The organism is Rhodococcus sp. RDE2 (genome assembly GCF_020885655.1).
Classification (GTDB): Bacteria; Actinomycetota; Actinomycetes; order Mycobacteriales; family Mycobacteriaceae; genus Rhodococcus; species Rhodococcus pyridinivorans.
In genome coordinates this window covers 3,830,443-3,848,549 of record NZ_AP025186.1, presented here as the reverse complement: position 1 = coordinate 3,848,549, position 18,107 = coordinate 3,830,443, and the positions used below count along the sequence as shown (strand labels likewise).

Here is an 18,107-nt window from a genome sequence, read left to right as displayed (position 1 = left end):
GTACAGATTTCCAGGTGAAGGTCCGCGGCTTCCGCATCGAACTCGGAGAGATCGATAGTGCTCTTCTGACTCATCCTCTGGTTGATTTCGCGACTACAGTCGGTTATGAGATGACCTCAGGCCAGACGGCCCTCGTGTCGTATGTACACGGGGCCTCGCTCCCGCACCCAGATCAACTGACTGATTATGTCGCGCAGTCGTTGCCGCGCCATATGGTGCCGTCTGCGGTGGTGGTGCTCGAGCAGGTGCCGTTGACGCCGAATGGGAAGTTGGATCGTAAGGCGTTGCCGGAGCCGGTGTTCGAGGTGCGGCAGTTCCGGGCGCCGTCGACTCCGGTGGAGGAGATCGTCGCGGGGGTGTTCGCCGAGGTGCTCGGTGTCGAGCGGGTCGGTGCCGATGATGATTTCTTTGCTCTCGGTGGTAATTCGTTGATTGCCACGCAGGTGGCGGCGCGGTTGGGTGCGGCGTTGGATACGTCGGTGCCGGTGCGTGTGTTGTTCGAGGCGTCGACGGTGGAGGCGTTGGCGGCTCGTGTCGAGGCGCATACTTTTGATGGTGGTCGTGCTCCGTTGGTGGCGCGGGAGCGTCCGGAGCGGGTGCCGTTGTCGTTGGCGCAGCAACGGATGTGGTTTTTGAACCGGTTCGATACCGGGTCGGCGGTGAACAATATTCCGGTGGCGATCCGGTTGTCCGGGGAGCTGGATGTGGCGGCGTTGCAGGCGGCGGTGGCCGATGTGCTCGGCCGGCACGAGTCGTTGCGGACGGTGTATCCCGAGGTCGACGGTGTCGGTTTCCAGCAGGTGTTGTCGGTGGCGGAGGTGGTGCCGGATCTGTCGCCGGTGGCGGTGGCGGAGTCCGATCTGCTCGCCCGGGCGACCGAGGTCGTCGGTGCCGGTTTCGATGTGACCGTTGAGGTGCCGTTGCGGGTGCGGTTGTTCGCGGTGTCGGAGTCCGAGCATGTGTTGGTGTTGGTGGTGCATCATATTGCGGCGGATGGTTTTTCGATGGGTCCGCTCACGCGTGATGTGGTGACGGCGTATGCCGCGCGGGTGGCGGGTGACGCTCCGCGGTGGGAGCCGCTGCAGGTGCAGTATGCGGATTTCGCGTTGTGGCAGCGGGAGGTGCTCGGTTCGGAGGATGATCCGGAGTCGCTGATCTCGTCGCAGGTCGGTTTCTGGAAGAACGCTCTGGCGGGTGTGCCGGAGCAGTTGGATCTGCCGGCGGATCGGCCGCGTCCGGCGGTGGCGTCGTATCGGGGTGCTGCGCATCGGTTCTCGATCGGTGCGGATCTGCGGTCGGCGATCGTCGATCTGGCGCGGCGGACGTCGACGACCGAGTTCATGGTGGTGCATGCGGCACTGTCGGTGGTGTTGGCGCGGTTGGCGAACACCGACGATGTGGCGATCGGTACTCCGGTGGCCGGTCGTGGTGAGGCCGCACTCGATGATCTGGTGGGGATGTTCGTCAACACGTTGGTGTTGCGGACGCGGGTCGATGTGGGGGAGTCGTTCGCCGAGTTGCTGGCACGGGTGCGTGCGGGTGATCTCGAGGCGTTCGGGCATGCGGATGTGCCGTTCGAGCGGTTGGTGGAGGTGCTCGATCCGGAGCGGTCGCAGGCGCGGCATCCGTTGTTCCAGGTGATGCTCTCGTTCCAGAATCTCGCGCAGCAGGTGTTCGAGTTGCCGGGGTTGAGGCTTTCCGGTGTCGATGCGGGCGCGGTGACGGCGAAGTTCGATCTACAGGTCACGGTTTCCGGCGACAGCACGGACGGTTATCTGGTCGAGTTGACTTATGCGACGGATCTGTTCGATGCCGCGACGATGGAGGTCTTCGCCGATCGGTTCACCCGTGTCCTCGGTGCAGCTGTGGCCGATCCGGTCCTGCCGGTGGGGGATGTGGATCTGCTCGACGAGGTCGAGCGCACCGAGGTGCTCGAGGTGTGGAATGCCACCGAGCACGAACTCGGTGGGGTTCGGACTCTGGTGGATGTGTTTGCCGGGCAGGTGGAGCGCACGTCGGATGCGGTCGCGGTGGTGTTCGAGGACGAGTCGCTGACCTACGCCGAGTTCTCCGATCGTGTGAATCGTCTTGCGCGGCATCTGATTGGGTTGGGTGTCGGCCCTGACGTGCGGGTGGGTCTGGCGATGCGCCGCTCGACGGAGTTGTTGGTGGGGATGTACGCGGTCGTCACGGCCGGTGGTGCGTATGTGCCGATCGATCCGGATCAGCCGGCCGAGCGTAATGGTTACATTCTCGATACGGCGGCGCCGGTGGTGGTGCTCACCTGTGAACGCGACGGTTTCGTGGTGCCGGGGGAGAGGTCTGTCCCGAGCCTGGCGATCGATACGCTGGATGTGTCGGGTGTCTCGGCCGAGCCGGTCACCGATGCCGATCGGGTTGCGGCGTTGTGTCCGGGCAATACGGCGTATGTGATCTTCACGTCGGGGTCGACGGGGCGGCCGAAGGGTGTGGCGGTGCCGCACGAGGCGGCGGTCAATCAGATCCGGTGGATCACGGCCGAGTACGGGTTGGGTCCGGCGGATGTGGTGTTGCAGAAGACGCCGGTCACCTTCGATGTGTCGGTGTGGGAGCTGTTCGGCACTCTCGCGGTGGGTGCGCGCATGGTACTGGCGACTCATGACGGTCACCGTGATCCGGTGTATCTGGGTCGGGTGATCCGGGAGCAGTCGGTGACGGCGACGTCGTTCGTGCCGTCGATGCTGGCGGTGTTCGCGACCTCGGTGACGCGGGAGGACTGTGTTTCGCTGCGCACGGTCTTGGTGGCGGGTGAGGCCTTCCCGTTCTCGACGGCCGAGCAGTTCTGGCGGATCTGTGATGCGCAGTTGCACAATCTTTATGGTCCGACGGAGACAACGGTGCACGCCACCGCACGTGCGGTCGTCGGTGTCGAGGGTGGCTCGGTGCCGATGGGTGGGCCGGTGTGGAATACGCGGGTTTATGTGCTCGATGGGCGGTTGCGGCCGGTTCCGGTGGGTGTTGCGGGTGAGTTGTATCTGGCGGGTGTGCAGTTGGCTCGTGGGTATGTGGCGCGGCCGGATCTGACGGCGGATCGGTTCGTGGCGTCGCCGTTCGGCGGTGGGGAGCGGTTGTATCGCACGGGGGATCTGGTGCGGTGGACCGCTGCCGGTGAGCTCGAGTACATCGGGCGTACCGATTTCCAGGTGAAGTTGCGGGGTCTGCGGATCGAGCTCGGCGAGATCGAGACTGCGCTGCTCGAACACGCGGCCGTTTCGCAGGCGGTGGCGGCGGTGCGTCGGGAGCAGTTGGTGGCGTATGTGGTGCCGGACGGTGGTGTGGTCTTCGATCAGGAGGCGGCGCGGTCGGCGCTGGCTGCGGTGCTGCCCGGTTATATGGTGCCGTCGACGTTCGTGGTGCTCGATCGGATGCCGGTGAATGCGTCGGGGAAGACCGATCGTAAGGCGTTGCCGGAGCCGGTGTTCGAGGTGCGGCAGTTCCGGGCGCCGTCGACTCCGGTGGAGGAGATCGTCGCGGGGGTGTTCGCCGAGGTGCTCGGGGTCGAGCGGGTCGGTGCCGATGATGATTTCTTTGCTCTCGGTGGTAATTCGTTGATTGCCACGCAGGTGGCGGCGCGGTTGGGTGCGGCGTTGGATACGTCGGTGCCGGTGCGTGTGTTGTTCGAGGCATCCACTGTCGTGGGTCTTGCGACGCGGCTTGCGAAGCAGGTCGGATCGGGTGGTCGCGCTCCGTTGGTGGCGCGGGAGCGTCCGGAGCGAGTGCCGTTGTCGACTGCGCAGCAGCGGATCTGGTTCCTCAACCGATTCGATGTCGATACTGCGGCTTACAATTTGCCGTTCATGGTGCGTCTGACGGGTGTGGTGGATCCGCGGGCGGTGTCCGATGCGTTTGCTGATGTGGTGGCGCGGCACGAGGCGTTGCGGACGGTCTATCCGGAGATCGATGGTGAGCCGCAGCAGGTGATCCTGCCTGTGGAGCAGGCTGTTGTGCCGTTCGAGTCGATCGATGTCGATGAGCAGCATCTGCAGTCGGTCGCGGTCGATCTTGCGCGTCGCGGTTTCGATGTCACGGTTGATGTTCCGTTCCGGGTTGCGTTGTATCGTCTTGCTTCTGACAGCTATGTGTTGGCGATGGTGCTGCATCATATTGCGGCGGATGGTTTTTCGTTCGGTCCGCTCGCTCGTGATGTGGTGACGGCGTATGCCGCGCGGGTGGCGGGTGACGCTCCGCGGTGGGAGCCGCTGCAGGTGCAGTATGCGGATTTCGCGTTGTGGCAGCGGGAGGTGCTCGGTTCGGAGGATGATCCGGAGTCGCTGATCTCGTCGCAGGTCGGTTTCTGGAAGAACGCTCTGGCGGGTGTGCCGGAGCAGTTGGATCTGCCGGCGGATCGGCCGCGTCCGGCGGTGGCGTCGTATCGGGGTGCTGCGCATCGGTTCTCGATCGGTGCGGATCTGCGGTCGGCGATCGTCGATCTGGCGCGGCGGACGTCGACGACCGAGTTCATGGTGGTGCATGCGGCACTGTCGGTGGTGTTGGCGCGGTTGGCGAACACCGACGATGTGGCGATCGGTACTCCGGTGGCCGGTCGTGGTGAGGCCGCACTCGATGATCTGGTGGGGATGTTCGTCAACACGTTGGTGTTGCGGACGCGGGTCGATGTGGGGGAGTCGTTCGCCGAGTTGCTGGCACGGGTGCGTGCGGGTGATCTCGAGGCGTTCGGGCATGCGGATGTGCCGTTCGAGCGGTTGGTGGAGGTGCTCGATCCGGAGCGGTCGCAGGCGCGGCATCCGTTGTTCCAGGTGATGCTCTCGTTCCAGAATCTCGCGCAGCAGGTGTTCGAGTTGCCGGGGTTGAGGCTTTCCGGTGTCGATGCGGGCGCGGTGACGGCGAAGTTCGATCTACAGGTCACGGTTTCCGGCGACAGCACGGACGGTTATCTGGTCGAGTTGACTTATGCGACGGATCTGTTCGATGCCGCGACGATGGAGGTCTTCGCCGATCGGTTCACCCGTGTCCTCGGTGCAGCTGTGGCCGATCCGGTCCTGCCGGTGGGGGATGTGGATCTGCTCGACGAGGTCGAGCGCACCGAGGTGCTCGAGGTGTGGAATGCCACCGAGCACGAACTCGGTGGGGTTCGGACTCTGGTGGATGTGTTTGCCGGGCAGGTGGAGCGCACGTCGGATGCGGTCGCGGTGGTGTTCGAGGACGAGTCGCTGACCTACGCCGAGTTCTCCGATCGTGTGAATCGTCTTGCGCGGCATCTGATTGGGTTGGGTGTCGGCCCTGACGTGCGGGTGGGTCTGGCGATGCGCCGCTCGACGGAGTTGTTGGTGGGGATGTACGCGGTCGTCACGGCCGGTGGTGCGTATGTGCCGATCGATCCGGATCAGCCGGCCGAGCGTAATGGTTACATTCTCGATACGGCGGCGCCGGTGGTGGTGCTCACCTGTGAACGCGACGGTTTCGTGGTGCCGGGGGAGAGGTCTGTCCCGAGCCTGGCGATCGATACGCTGGATGTGTCGGGTGTCTCGGCCGAGCCGGTCACCGATGCCGATCGGGTTGCGGCGTTGTGTCCGGGCAATACGGCGTATGTGATCTTCACGTCGGGGTCGACGGGGCGGCCGAAGGGTGTGGCGGTGCCGCATTCGGCGATCGTGAACCGGTTGGTGTGGATGCAGCACGAGTATCCGTTGGGCGTCGATGATGTGGTGTTGCAGAAGACGCCGGTCACCTTCGATGTGTCGGTGTGGGAGTTCTTCTGGCCGTTGCAGGTCGGTGCGCGGTTGGTGGTGGCGGCGCCCGACGGTCATCGGGATCCGGGTTATCTCGTCTCTGTGATTGCGCGTAATTCCGTCACGGTCGTGCATTTCGTGCCGTCGATGTTGGCGGTGTTCGTGGCGGAGTCTGCGGTTGTTGAATGTTCGTCGCTGCGTTATGTGTTCGCTTCGGGTGAGGCGTTGCCGCCGGCGTTGGCGGCCCGGGCGAGGGCCTTGTTGCCCGGTGCGGGGCTGCACAACCTGTATGGTCCGACCGAGGCTGCGGTGGATGTGACTTTCCATGAGGTCACCGATGCGGATGTGGTGTCGGTGCCGATCGGTGGGCCGGTGTGGAATACGCGGGTTTATGTGCTCGATGGGCGGTTGCGGCCGGTTCCGGTGGGTGTTGCGGGTGAGTTGTATCTGGCGGGTGTGCAGTTGGCTCGTGGGTATGTGGCGCGGCCGGATCTGACGGCGGATCGGTTCGTGGCGTCGCCGTTCGGCGGTGGGGAGCGGTTGTATCGCACGGGGGATCTGGTGCGGTGGACCGCTGCCGGTGAGCTCGAGTACATCGGGCGTACCGATTTCCAGGTGAAGTTGCGGGGTCTGCGGATCGAGCTCGGCGAGATCGAGACTGCGCTGCTCGAACACGCGGCCGTTTCGCAGGCGGTGGCGGCGGTGCGTCGGGAGCAGTTGGTGGCGTATGTGGTGCCGGACGGTGGTGTGGTCTTCGATCAGGAGGCGGCGCGGTCGGCGCTGGCTGCGGTGCTGCCCGGTTATATGGTGCCGTCGACGTTCGTGGTGCTCGATCGGATGCCGGTGAATGCGTCGGGGAAGACCGATCGTAAGGCGTTGCCGGAGCCGGTGTTCGAGGTGCGGCAGTTCCGGGCGCCGTCGACTCCGGTGGAGGAGATCGTCGCGGGGGTGTTCGCCGAGGTGCTCGGGGTCGAGCGGGTCGGTGCCGATGATGATTTCTTTGCTCTCGGTGGTAATTCGTTGATTGCCACGCAGGTGGCGGCGCGGTTGGGTGCGGCGTTGGATACGTCGGTGCCGGTGCGTGTGTTGTTCGAGGCGTCGACGGTGGAGGCGTTGGCGGCGCGTGTCGAGGCGCATACCTTCGATGGTGGTCGGGTGCCGTTGGTGGCGCGGGAGCGTCCGGAGCGGGTGCCGTTGTCGTTGGCGCAGCAACGGATGTGGTTCCTCAACCAGTTCGACACAGAATCGCCCGTCTATAACATTCCATTCGCTCTCCGTCTTCGTGGGAAACTCGATATTCCCGCATTGCAAATCGCAGTCCTGGATGTGATCGAGCGCCACGAGTCGCTGCGCACGTTCTATCCTTATGCGGATCCCCACCCTGTGCAGCAAGTTGTTGATGCTGCGCGGGTTACGCCGGATCTGCGTCCTGATGTTCTTCGCGATGAAGCGCAGCTTTGGGAGTGCATGACCCAGTTCGTCTGCAGAGGCTTCGACGTTGCGCACGATGTTCCACTACGTGCCCGGTTGTTCGAGGTGGCCGATGATGAGCACGTCCTGATCATCGTCGTACACCATATTTCTGCCGATGGATGGTCCGCTGTTCCAATCGCTCGTGATGTCATGAGGGCGTATGGGGCCAGAAAAGATTGGGCGGGTCCTTCATGGGAGCCCTTACCTGTGCAGTACGCGGATTATTCTCTCTGGCAGAGGGAAGTGCTCGGTTCGGAGGATGACCCAAACTCGCTGGTTTCGACGCAGATCTCTTATTGGAAGGAAGCCCTCGCCGGGCTTCCTGACAGGTTGGACCTGCCCTTCGACAAGCCCGTTCCGGAGAGCGCTTCGAATCAACCGGGAAGAGTTTCTCTGACGGTGCCCGACTACGTTCATGAACGTCTCGTGGCTACGGCCAACGAAAGCAGTGCAACCCTGTTCATGGTGATTCATGCTGCGTTAGCTGTATTGTTGGCAAGATTGTCCGGAACGCGGGATATTGCGATCGGAACTCCCGTTGCCGGACGTGGCGAACAAGCGCTGGACAACCTGGTAGGAATGTTTGTCAATACGCTCGTTCTGCGCACACATGTGGATCCGGCTGTTTCATTCACTGATTTCATTCGGGAGGCGGGCGACGTAGCGATAGATGCGTTCGGACACTCGGATGTTCCGTTCGAGAGGATTGTTGAGGTTATCAATCCTCCGCGGAATGACTCGCGGCATCCGTTGTTCCAAGTTTCGCTATCATTTCAAAACCATGCACGCCCTGAACTTCGGTTGTCTGATCTATCGGTCTCGCAAGTCGAGATCGAATCGCATGCTGTGAAGTTCGATTTGGAACTCGTTGTCTCGGAGGTATTCGGTGACGCAGGTGTGCCTGCCGGCCTGACGGCGCAGTTCACCTATTCCGCCGACCTGTTCACTTCTTCGGCTGCCGAAGCGCTTGCTGGCCGGTTCTTGCGCATTCTCGAAGCAGTATCGATTGATCCGTCCGTTTCGGTCGGTGATATCGAAATGATTTCTATTGATGAACGCGCTGCGCTCACGTCGGTACATGGCGCAATGGGCTCCGGTTCGGGTAGGATCGTCGATCTTTTGATTGCAGCGTCTGATGAGCCGAATCGAATCGCGGTGCGCTTCGCAGGTGTGTCATTGACATACGGCGAGTTGGATTCGATCTCGTCTCGCTTGGCGAGACAATTGATTTCCAGGGGGATCGGTCCGGAGGACCGGGTGGCCGTCGCAGTGCCGCGGTCTATCGAATCGGTGATTGCTTGGTGGGCTGTGTCGAAGTCCGGTGCCGCTTTCGTGCCGATCGATCCGACGTATCCCGTAGAGCGAATCCGACATATGATCTTCGACTCGGGGGCCTCACTCGGTCTCAGTGCTGCGTCTGTGAAGGAAGAGTTGCCTGCGGGAATCGAATGGTTCAGCATCGAGGATGAACTGCGTTCGTCGGATGGATTGTCTTCCGCTCCGATTGCCGACGATGAGCGTGTTCGGACACTGCGGCCGGAGAATTCGGCATATGTGATCTATACCTCCGGTACTACGGGATTGCCCAAGGGTGTTGTTGTCCCGAATGCGGGTGTCGTCAATCTTTCCGCCGAGCAGGTAGAGCGCTACCAATTGTCACCGGAGTCACGGGTATTGCACTTCGCCTCTCCGAGTTTCGATGCATCTATCCTCGAGTGGTTGATGGCGGTCGGCGTCGGAGCGACGATGGTGATCGCACCTGTAGGTACGTACGGGGGGGCGGAACTGGCAGGGCTGCTTCGTTCGGAGGCTGTGACCCATGCGTTCATCACGCCGGCTGCTTTGGGATCGATCGATCCTGCTGGTCTAGAACATTTGCGTGTAGTCGTCACTGGTGGTGAGGCATGCTCCGGCGAATTGGTAGCTCGTTGGGTAGTCCAACTACCTGATGGGTCGCAGCGCCGTTTCTTCAATGCCTACGGGCCCACTGAGTCGACTGTCGCGTCGAATGTCAGCGACGCATTGGTGCCCGGTGGATCCGTGGTGATGGGACGTCCCATTCGAGGCATGCAAGCTTATGTCCTCGACAACCGGCTGAATCCAGTGCCTGTAGGGGTGCCTGGAGAGTTGTATCTGGCGGGCGTGCAAATCGCTCGCGGTTACCACCGGCGAACAGGCTTGACTTCGGGACGATTCGTTGCGAATCCGTTCTCCTCGAATGAGCGCATGTACCGGACTGGTGACATCGTCCGGTGGGTAGGCGAAACAGAAGGTTTCAATGGCGTCGTCGAGTATCTCGGTCGTGCGGATGACCAGGTTAAGCTGCGCGGGTTCCGGATCGAACTGGGTGAAGTCGAAGCAGCTCTCTCCAGGGTCGAAGGGGTGGCGCAGGCATTCGCGGTTGTCCGTTCGGATGATCATCGGGACGACCGCCTGGTCGGGTACGTCGTACCGGAAGCAGGCTCGGTTGTGGAAAGCTCGGTCGTTCTCGATGAGGTTTCGCAATTCTTGACTGCGTATATGGTGCCGTCTGCGGTGGTGGTGCTCGAGCAGGTGCCGTTGACGCCGAATGGGAAGTTGGATCGTAAGGCGTTGCCGGAGCCGGTGTTCGAGGTGCGGCAGTTCCGGGCGCCGTCGACTCCGGTGGAGGAGATCGTCGCGGGGGTGTTCGCCGAGGTGCTCGGGGTCGAGCGGGTCGGTGCCGATGATGATTTCTTTGCTCTCGGTGGTAATTCGTTGATTGCCACGCAGGTGGCGGCGCGGTTGGGTGCGGCGTTGGATACGTCGGTGCCGGTGCGTGTGTTGTTCGAGGCGTCGACGGTGGAGGCGTTGGCGGCTCGTGTCGAGGCGCATACTTTTGATGGTGGTCGTGCTCCGTTGGTGGCGCGGGAGCGTCCGGAGCGGGTGCCGTTGTCGTTGGCGCAGCAACGGATGTGGTTTTTGAACCGGTTCGATACCGGGTCGGCGGTGAACAATATTCCGGTGGCGATCCGGTTGTCCGGGGAGCTGGATGTGGCGGCGTTGCAGGCGGCGGTGGCCGATGTGCTCGGCCGGCACGAGTCGTTGCGGACGGTGTATCCCGAGGTCGACGGTGTCGGTTTCCAGCAGGTGTTGTCGGTGGCGGAGGTGGTGCCGGATCTGTCGCCGGTGGCGGTGGCGGAGTCCGATCTGCTCGCCCGGGCGACCGAGGTCGTCGGTGCCGGTTTCGATGTGACCGTTGAGGTGCCGTTGCGGGTGCGGTTGTTCGCGGTGTCGGAGTCCGAGCATGTGTTGGTGTTGGTGGTGCATCATATTGCGGCGGATGGTTTTTCGATGGGTCCGCTCACGCGTGATGTGGTGACGGCGTATGCCGCGCGGGTGGCGGGTGACGCTCCGCGGTGGGAGCCGCTGCAGGTGCAGTATGCGGATTTCGCGTTGTGGCAGCGGGAGGTGCTCGGTTCGGAGGATGATCCGGAGTCGCTGATCTCGTCGCAGGTCGGTTTCTGGAAGAACGCTCTGGCGGGTGTGCCGGAGCAGTTGGATCTGCCGGCGGATCGGCCGCGTCCGGCGGTGGCGTCGTATCGGGGTGCTGCGCATCGGTTCTCGATCGGTGCGGATCTGCGGTCGGCGATCGTCGATCTGGCGCGGCGGACGTCGACGACCGAGTTCATGGTGGTGCATGCGGCACTGTCGGTGGTGTTGGCGCGGTTGGCGAACACCGACGATGTGGCGATCGGTACTCCGGTGGCCGGTCGTGGTGAGGCCGCACTCGATGATCTGGTGGGGATGTTCGTCAACACGTTGGTGTTGCGGACGCGGGTCGATGTGGGGGAGTCGTTCGCCGAGTTGCTGGCACGGGTGCGTGCGGGTGATCTCGAGGCGTTCGGGCATGCGGATGTGCCGTTCGAGCGGTTGGTGGAGGTGCTCGATCCGGAGCGGTCGCAGGCGCGGCATCCGTTGTTCCAGGTGATGCTCTCGTTCCAGAATCTCGCGCAGCAGGTGTTCGAGTTGCCGGGGTTGAGGCTTTCCGGTGTCGATGCGGGCGCGGTGACGGCGAAGTTCGATCTACAGGTCACGGTTTCCGGCGACAGCACGGACGGTTATCTGGTCGAGTTGACTTATGCGACGGATCTGTTCGATGCCGCGACGATGGAGGTCTTCGCCGATCGGTTCACCCGTGTCCTCGGTGCAGCTGTGGCCGATCCGGTCCTGCCGGTGGGGGATGTGGATCTGCTCGACGAGGTCGAGCGCACCGAGGTGCTCGAGGTGTGGAATGCCACCGAGCACGAACTCGGTGGGGTTCGGACTCTGGTGGATGTGTTTGCCGGGCAGGTGGAGCGCACGTCGGATGCGGTCGCGGTGGTGTTCGAGGACGAGTCGCTGACCTACGCCGAGTTCTCCGATCGTGTGAATCGTCTTGCGCGGCATCTGATTGGGTTGGGTGTCGGCCCTGACGTGCGGGTGGGTCTGGCGATGCGCCGCTCGACGGAGTTGTTGGTGGGGATGTACGCGGTCGTCACGGCCGGTGGTGCGTATGTGCCGATCGATCCGGATCAGCCGGCCGAGCGTAATGGTTACATTCTCGATACGGCGGCGCCGGTGGTGGTGCTCACCTGTGAACGCGACGGTTTCGTGGTGCCGGGGGAGAGGTCTGTCCCGAGCCTGGCGATCGATACGCTGGATGTGTCGGGTGTCTCGGCCGAGCCGGTCACCGATGCCGATCGGGTTGCGGCGTTGTGTCCGGGCAATACGGCGTATGTGATCTTCACGTCGGGGTCGACGGGGCGGCCGAAGGGTGTGGCGGTGCCGCACGAGGCGGCGGTCAATCAGATCCGGTGGATCACGGCCGAGTACGGGTTGGGTCCGGCGGATGTGGTGTTGCAGAAGACGCCGGTCACCTTCGATGTGTCGGTGTGGGAGCTGTTCGGCACTCTCGCGGTGGGTGCGCGCATGGTACTGGCGACTCATGACGGTCACCGTGATCCGGTGTATCTGGGTCGGGTGATCCGGGAGCAGTCGGTGACGGCGACGTCGTTCGTGCCGTCGATGCTGGCGGTGTTCGCGACCTCGGTGACGCGGGAGGACTGTGTTTCGCTGCGCACGGTCTTGGTGGCGGGTGAGGCCTTCCCGTTCTCGACGGCCGAGCAGTTCTGGCGGATCTGTGATGCGCAGTTGCACAATCTTTATGGTCCGACGGAGACAACGGTGCACGCCACCGCACGTGCGGTCGACGTCGATGTGGTGTCGATGCCGATCGGTGGGCCGGTGTGGAATACGCGGGTTTATGTGCTCGATGGGCGGTTGCGGCCGGTTCCGGTGGGTGTTGCGGGTGAGTTGTATCTGGCGGGTGTGCAGTTGGCTCGTGGGTATGTGGCGCGGCCGGATCTGACGGCGGATCGGTTCGTGGCGTCGCCGTTCGGCGGTGGGGAGCGGTTGTATCGCACGGGGGATCTGGTGCGGTGGACCGCTGCCGGTGAGCTCGAGTACATCGGGCGTACCGATTTCCAGGTGAAGTTGCGGGGTCTGCGGATCGAGCTCGGCGAGATCGAGACTGCGCTGCTCGAACACGCGGCCGTTTCGCAGGCGGTGGCGGCGGTGCGTCGGGAGCAGTTGGTGGCGTATGTGGTGCCGGACGGTGGTGTGGTCTTCGATCAGGAGGCGGCGCGGTCGGCGCTGGCTGCGGTGCTGCCCGGTTATATGGTGCCGTCGACGTTCGTGGTGCTCGATCGGATGCCGGTGAATGCGTCGGGGAAGACCGATCGTAAGGCGTTGCCGGAGCCGGTGTTCGAGGTGCGGCAGTTCCGGGCGCCGTCGACTCCGGTGGAGGAGATCGTCGCGGGGGTGTTCGCCGAGGTGCTCGGGGTCGAGCGGGTCGGTGCCGATGATGATTTCTTTGCTCTCGGTGGTAATTCGTTGATTGCCACGCAGATTGTGTCCCGTCTCGGGGGGGCGCTCGACACCCAGGTGCCTGTGCGGGCGTTGTTCGAGACGTCGAGTGTCTGCGAGCTGGCGACATGGGTTGAGCAGGAGTCCGGTCGTAAGGTTCGAGTACCGCTCGTGGCGCGCATACGGCCCGAGTGGATTCCATTGTCCCCAGCGCAGCAGCGCATGTGGTTCCTCAACCGCTTCGACCCGGAGTCCACGGCCTACAGCATCCCGCTCGCGCTGCGCATGACCGGCACGCTTGACGTCGATGCTCTCGGAGCCGCCATCGGCGATCTTGTCGTGCGGCACGAAACGCTTCGTACGGTTTACCCCGAGACTACGAACGGTCCGATCCAGCAGATCCTGGCTGCCAGTCAGGTGCGGCTGGACTTCGAGCCCGAGGACGTTGCACCCGACGCTCTCGAGTCGCGTGTGCGCGCGATCGTAGCGGTCGGCTTCGATGTCACGGCCGACGTACCCGTGCGCATGCACCTACTTCGAGTGACCGACGAGGAACACGTGCTCGTCGTCGTGGTCCATCACATCAGTGCTGACGGTTTGTCGATGGTTCCTCTCGTTCGAGACATCATGACGGCCTACGTGGCTCGCACTGCCCACACCGTGCCGGCCTGGGAGCCGCTGGAGGTGCAGTATGCGGATTTCGCGTTGTGGCAGCGGGAGGTGCTCGGTTCGGAGGACGACCCGAACTCGGCGGCTTCGGAGCAACTCGATTACTGGCGCGAGGCTCTTGTCGAACTGCCCGACCAGATCGATCTGCCGCTCGATTATCCGCGACCTGCACAGCAGAGCTTCCGCGGCGATCGGATCGAGTTCACAATTGGTGCGCATCTCCACGCGAGCCTGCGTGACCTGGCGCGAGCTCGCAACGCCACGGTGTTCATGGCGGTACATGCGGCGTTCGCAGCCTTGCTTGCTCGGATCTCCGGCTCGTCGGACATTGCGGTGGGCACGCCCATCGCCGGACGCGCGGAGCAGGCTACCGAAGACATCATCGGCATGTTTGTCAACACTCTGGTGCTGCGGTTGCAAGTGGACGGCGGTGCGTCCTTCGCTGAGTTGCTCTCCAATGCCCGAGAAACCGACCTGCAGGCTTTTGCAAATGCCGACGTACCGTTCGAGCGGCTGGTCGAGGTGCTCAATCCGGTGCGTTCGACGTCGCGGCACCCGTTGGTTCAGGTGGGTTTCTCGTTCCAGAACTACGAACAGTCCGCACTCGAACTCCCGGGCCTGGAGATTGCGCCGCTCGACCTCGAAAGTGGTACTTCCCAGTTCGACTTACACTTGATCGTGATCGACCGTTACGGCGACGACGGCTCGCCGCAGGGCATCGACGCGATCCTCACCTACGCGACGGATCTGTTCGACCGCGAGACCGCGGAAGCCGTCGCGGCCCGTTTCGAGCAGTTGCTCGAAGCGCTCGTCGAGTCGCCGGCACTGCCCGTCGGTGATCACGCGTTGCTCCTGCCGCAGGAGCGCGACGCGGTGCTCGGCGCGTGGAACGACACCGCCCACGGAACCGACACCGGAGCGACCCTCGTCGGTTTGTTCGACGAGCAGGTCTCCGTGCACCGCGACGATGTTGCGTTGGTGTACGAGGGCCGGCGGTGGACCTACGGGGAGTTCGATTCGTCGGTCAACCGTTTGGCCCGGCACCTGCTCGGTCTCGGTGTGGGACCGGAGGATCGGGTGGCGTTGGTGATCCGTCGTTCACCCGAGTTGTTGGTGGGCATGTATGCGATCGCGAAGACCGGCGCTGCCTACGTGCCGGTCGATCCGGAGCAGCCTTCCGAGCGCAACACCTACATCCTCGACACGGCCGCTCCCGTCGCGATCGTGACGACGAGCGGCGACCGGGTCGAACACGGCACTGCGCCGGTCGTCGAACTCGACCTCCTCGACCTCGATGGGCTCTCCGACGATCCGGTCACCGACGACGACCGGTCGGCTCCGCTGCGGCCGGGCAACACGGCGTACGTGATCTTCACGTCGGGTTCGACGGGCCGGCCGAAGGGTGTGGCGGTCTCCCACGCTGCGATCGTCAACCAGTTGCTGTGGAAGCGTGAGTATTTCGGTATCGGGTCCGACGACGCGGTGCTGCTCAAGACCGTCGCGACGTTCGACTTGTCGGTGTGGGAGTTCTGGTCGGCGCTCACCTCCGGCGCCCGTCTGGTGATCGCCACCGCCGACGGACACCGCGACCCCGACTATCTGCTCGCGTTGCTGCGCGACGAGCAGGTGACCACGCTGCACACGGTGCCGTCCATGCTGTCGATGCTGATGACGGTCGCGGCCGGTGAGGTGGCGCCGTCGCTGCGGCAGATCCTCGCGATCGGTGAGGCACTGCCCGCGGCGGTGGCCCAGCAGTTCCGCGCGGACAACACCGCGACGCTGTACAACCTCTACGGTCCGACCGAGGCGGCGGTGTCGGTGACCGTCCACGAGGTCGGCGAGGCGGATCGGACCGTGGTCCCGATCGGTGTGCCGGAGTGGAACACCGCTGTCTATGTTCTCGACGACCGGTTGCGGCCGGTGCCGCCGGGCGTTGCGGGCGAGTTGTATTTGGCGGGTGCGCAGTTGGCGCGGGGCTACCACGACCGTCCGGACCTGTCCGCGGACCGGTTCGTCGCCGACCCGTTCGGACGCGGACGCATGTACCGCACGGGCGATATCGTGCGATGGAACCGTGCCGGTCGGCTCGAATACCTCGACCGGGCCGATTTCCAGGTCAAGGTGCGCGGTTACCGCATCGAACTCGGTGAGGTCGAGACCGTCCTACGAGAGTTGCCGGACGTGAAGGATGTCGCCGTCCTGGTGCGCAGCACCGCCCATCTCGGTGATCGTCTCGTCGCGTACGTCGTGCCGACCTCGGAGGCGTTCGACGCGGCGGCGACGGGTGCGGCGCTCGCGGAGCGACTGCCGTCGTACATGGTGCCGTCGGCCTTCGTCGAACTCGACGCGCTGCCGCTGAACACCAACGGCAAGCTCGACCGGCGGGCCCTGCCCGACCCCGAACTCGACGCGGGGCAGTTCCGCGCTCCGACCGATCCGGTCGAGGAGATCGTGGCCGTGACCGTCGCCGAACTGCTCGGTGTCGAGCGGGCCGGGCTCGACGACGATTTCTTCGAACTCGGCGGCAACTCGCTGCTCGCGACGCAGCTTACTGCCCGGCTCGGTGCGGCACTCGACACCCGCGTGCCGGTCCGGACCGTCTTCGAGGCGTCCACGGTGGTGGCGCTTGCTGCCCGGTTGCGGCCGTCGGTGGGGCACGGGGCACGTCCGGCGCTGACTGCGGTTCCGCGGCCGGACCGGATCCCGCTGTCGCTGGCGCAGCAGCGGATGTGGATTCTCAACCGGGTCGATCCCGAATCGGGTGTCTATAACATCCCCGTCGCCGTGCGGCTGACCGGTGCACTCGACGTGGACGCCCTGCGCGCAGCGGTAGCCGACCTGTTCGCACGGCACGAGGTGCTGCGCACCGTCTACCCGGACAGCGGTGACGGTCCGGTGCAGGTCGTGCTGCCTGTCGCGCAGGCCCTGCCCGAACTCGCCCCGGTGGACGTGACCGCCGACGAGCTCGTCGACCGCCTCACCGAGATCCTCGGCAGCGGATTCGACGTGACAGCATCGGTCCCGCCGGTGCGCGTCGCGCTGCTGCGTCTCGCTGCGGACGAACACGTCCTCGCGGTCGTCGCACACCACATCAGCGCCGACGGGTACTCGATGCGACCGCTCGTGCGCGACGTGATGACCGCCTATCTCGCGCACGCCGCGGGGGAGACCCCGGGCTGGGAACCGCTCGAGGTCCAGTACGCCGACTACACGCTGTGGCAACAGAGCATCCTCGGCTCCGAGGACGATCCCGAGAGCGAGCTGTCGCGTCAGCTCGACTACTGGGCCGACGAACTCTTCGGTGTCCCGGAGGTTCTCGCCCTGCCCACGGATCGTCCGCGCCCCGCCCGCCAGTCGACGGTCGGTGAGTCGTTCACCTTCACGATCGGTGAGGAACTCGCGCAGCGGATCGAGAAGACCGCCCGCGAGCACAACGCGACGGTCTTCATGACGATGCACGCCGCCTTCGCGGTGCTGCTCGCCCGCCTGTCGGGCAGCGAGGACATCGCGGTGGGTACACCGACCGCCGGTCGTGGTGAGGAAGCGCTCGACGACCTCGTCGGTATGTTCGTCAACACCCTCGTGCTCCGCACCCGGGTAGCCGGCTCGGCGACCTTCGCGGACCTGCTCGCGCAGGCCAAGGAGAAGGACCTCGCGGCGTTCGGTAACGCCGACGTGCCGTTCGAGCGGGTCGTCGAACGTCTCGGTGTGCGACGCAACAGCGCGTACACCCCGCTGTTCCAGGCGATGCTCACCTTCCAGAACATCGACACCGGCACCTTCGCCCTGCCGGGACTCGAGGTGGCCGCGCTCGAGACGGGAGCCGACCAGGCTAAGTTCGACCTGCAGTGCACGGTGGTCGAACGGTTCTCCGAGGCGGGAGCGCTGACCGCGCTCGATGTGACCTTCACCTACGCCACGGCACTGTTCGATGCCGCGACGGTCGAGACCTTCGGCGATCGCTTCGTCCGGATCCTCGAGGCCGTCGGCGCCGATCCGCAGGTCGTCCTCCGTTCGATCGACATCCGCACGGATGCCGAGCGGGCGCGGGCGGCCCGGCCGAAGAAGGCGCGCACCGTCGCCGATCTGCCGGCACTCGTGGCGGCAGCGGCCGCCGTGGCCCCGGACACCGTCGCCTTCCGGCACGGTGAGCGCGAGGTCACACTCGGCGAGTTCGCCCAGCGTCTGGACACCATGGCCACCACCACCGGCGGTGCGCTCACCGCCGAAGCGCTCGTATCGGTGGTTTTGAACGGCCTCGTACCGGGGATGCTGCCCCAACTCGGCGCCGACGGTCTCGCACAGTTGGTGCGCGATGTGATCGCCGTCGCGGAAGGCGTCGATGCCGATGCGGTGGGAGACGCGGATTAG

At 64.4% G+C, this 18,107-nt stretch carries 1 protein-coding gene (running past one end of the window); it reads left to right on the top strand.

Annotated features, from left to right (window positions below; translation table 11 throughout):
* Window positions 1-18,107, top strand: partial view of a non-ribosomal peptide synthase/polyketide synthase gene (locus tag LPH33_RS17860; protein ID WP_420714499.1) — the 3' portion only. It extends 8,917 nt beyond the left edge of the window; 18,107 of the gene's 27,024 nt are visible here — the last part of the coding sequence; the start codon falls outside the window, past its left edge; it ends in the stop codon at window positions 18,105-18,107.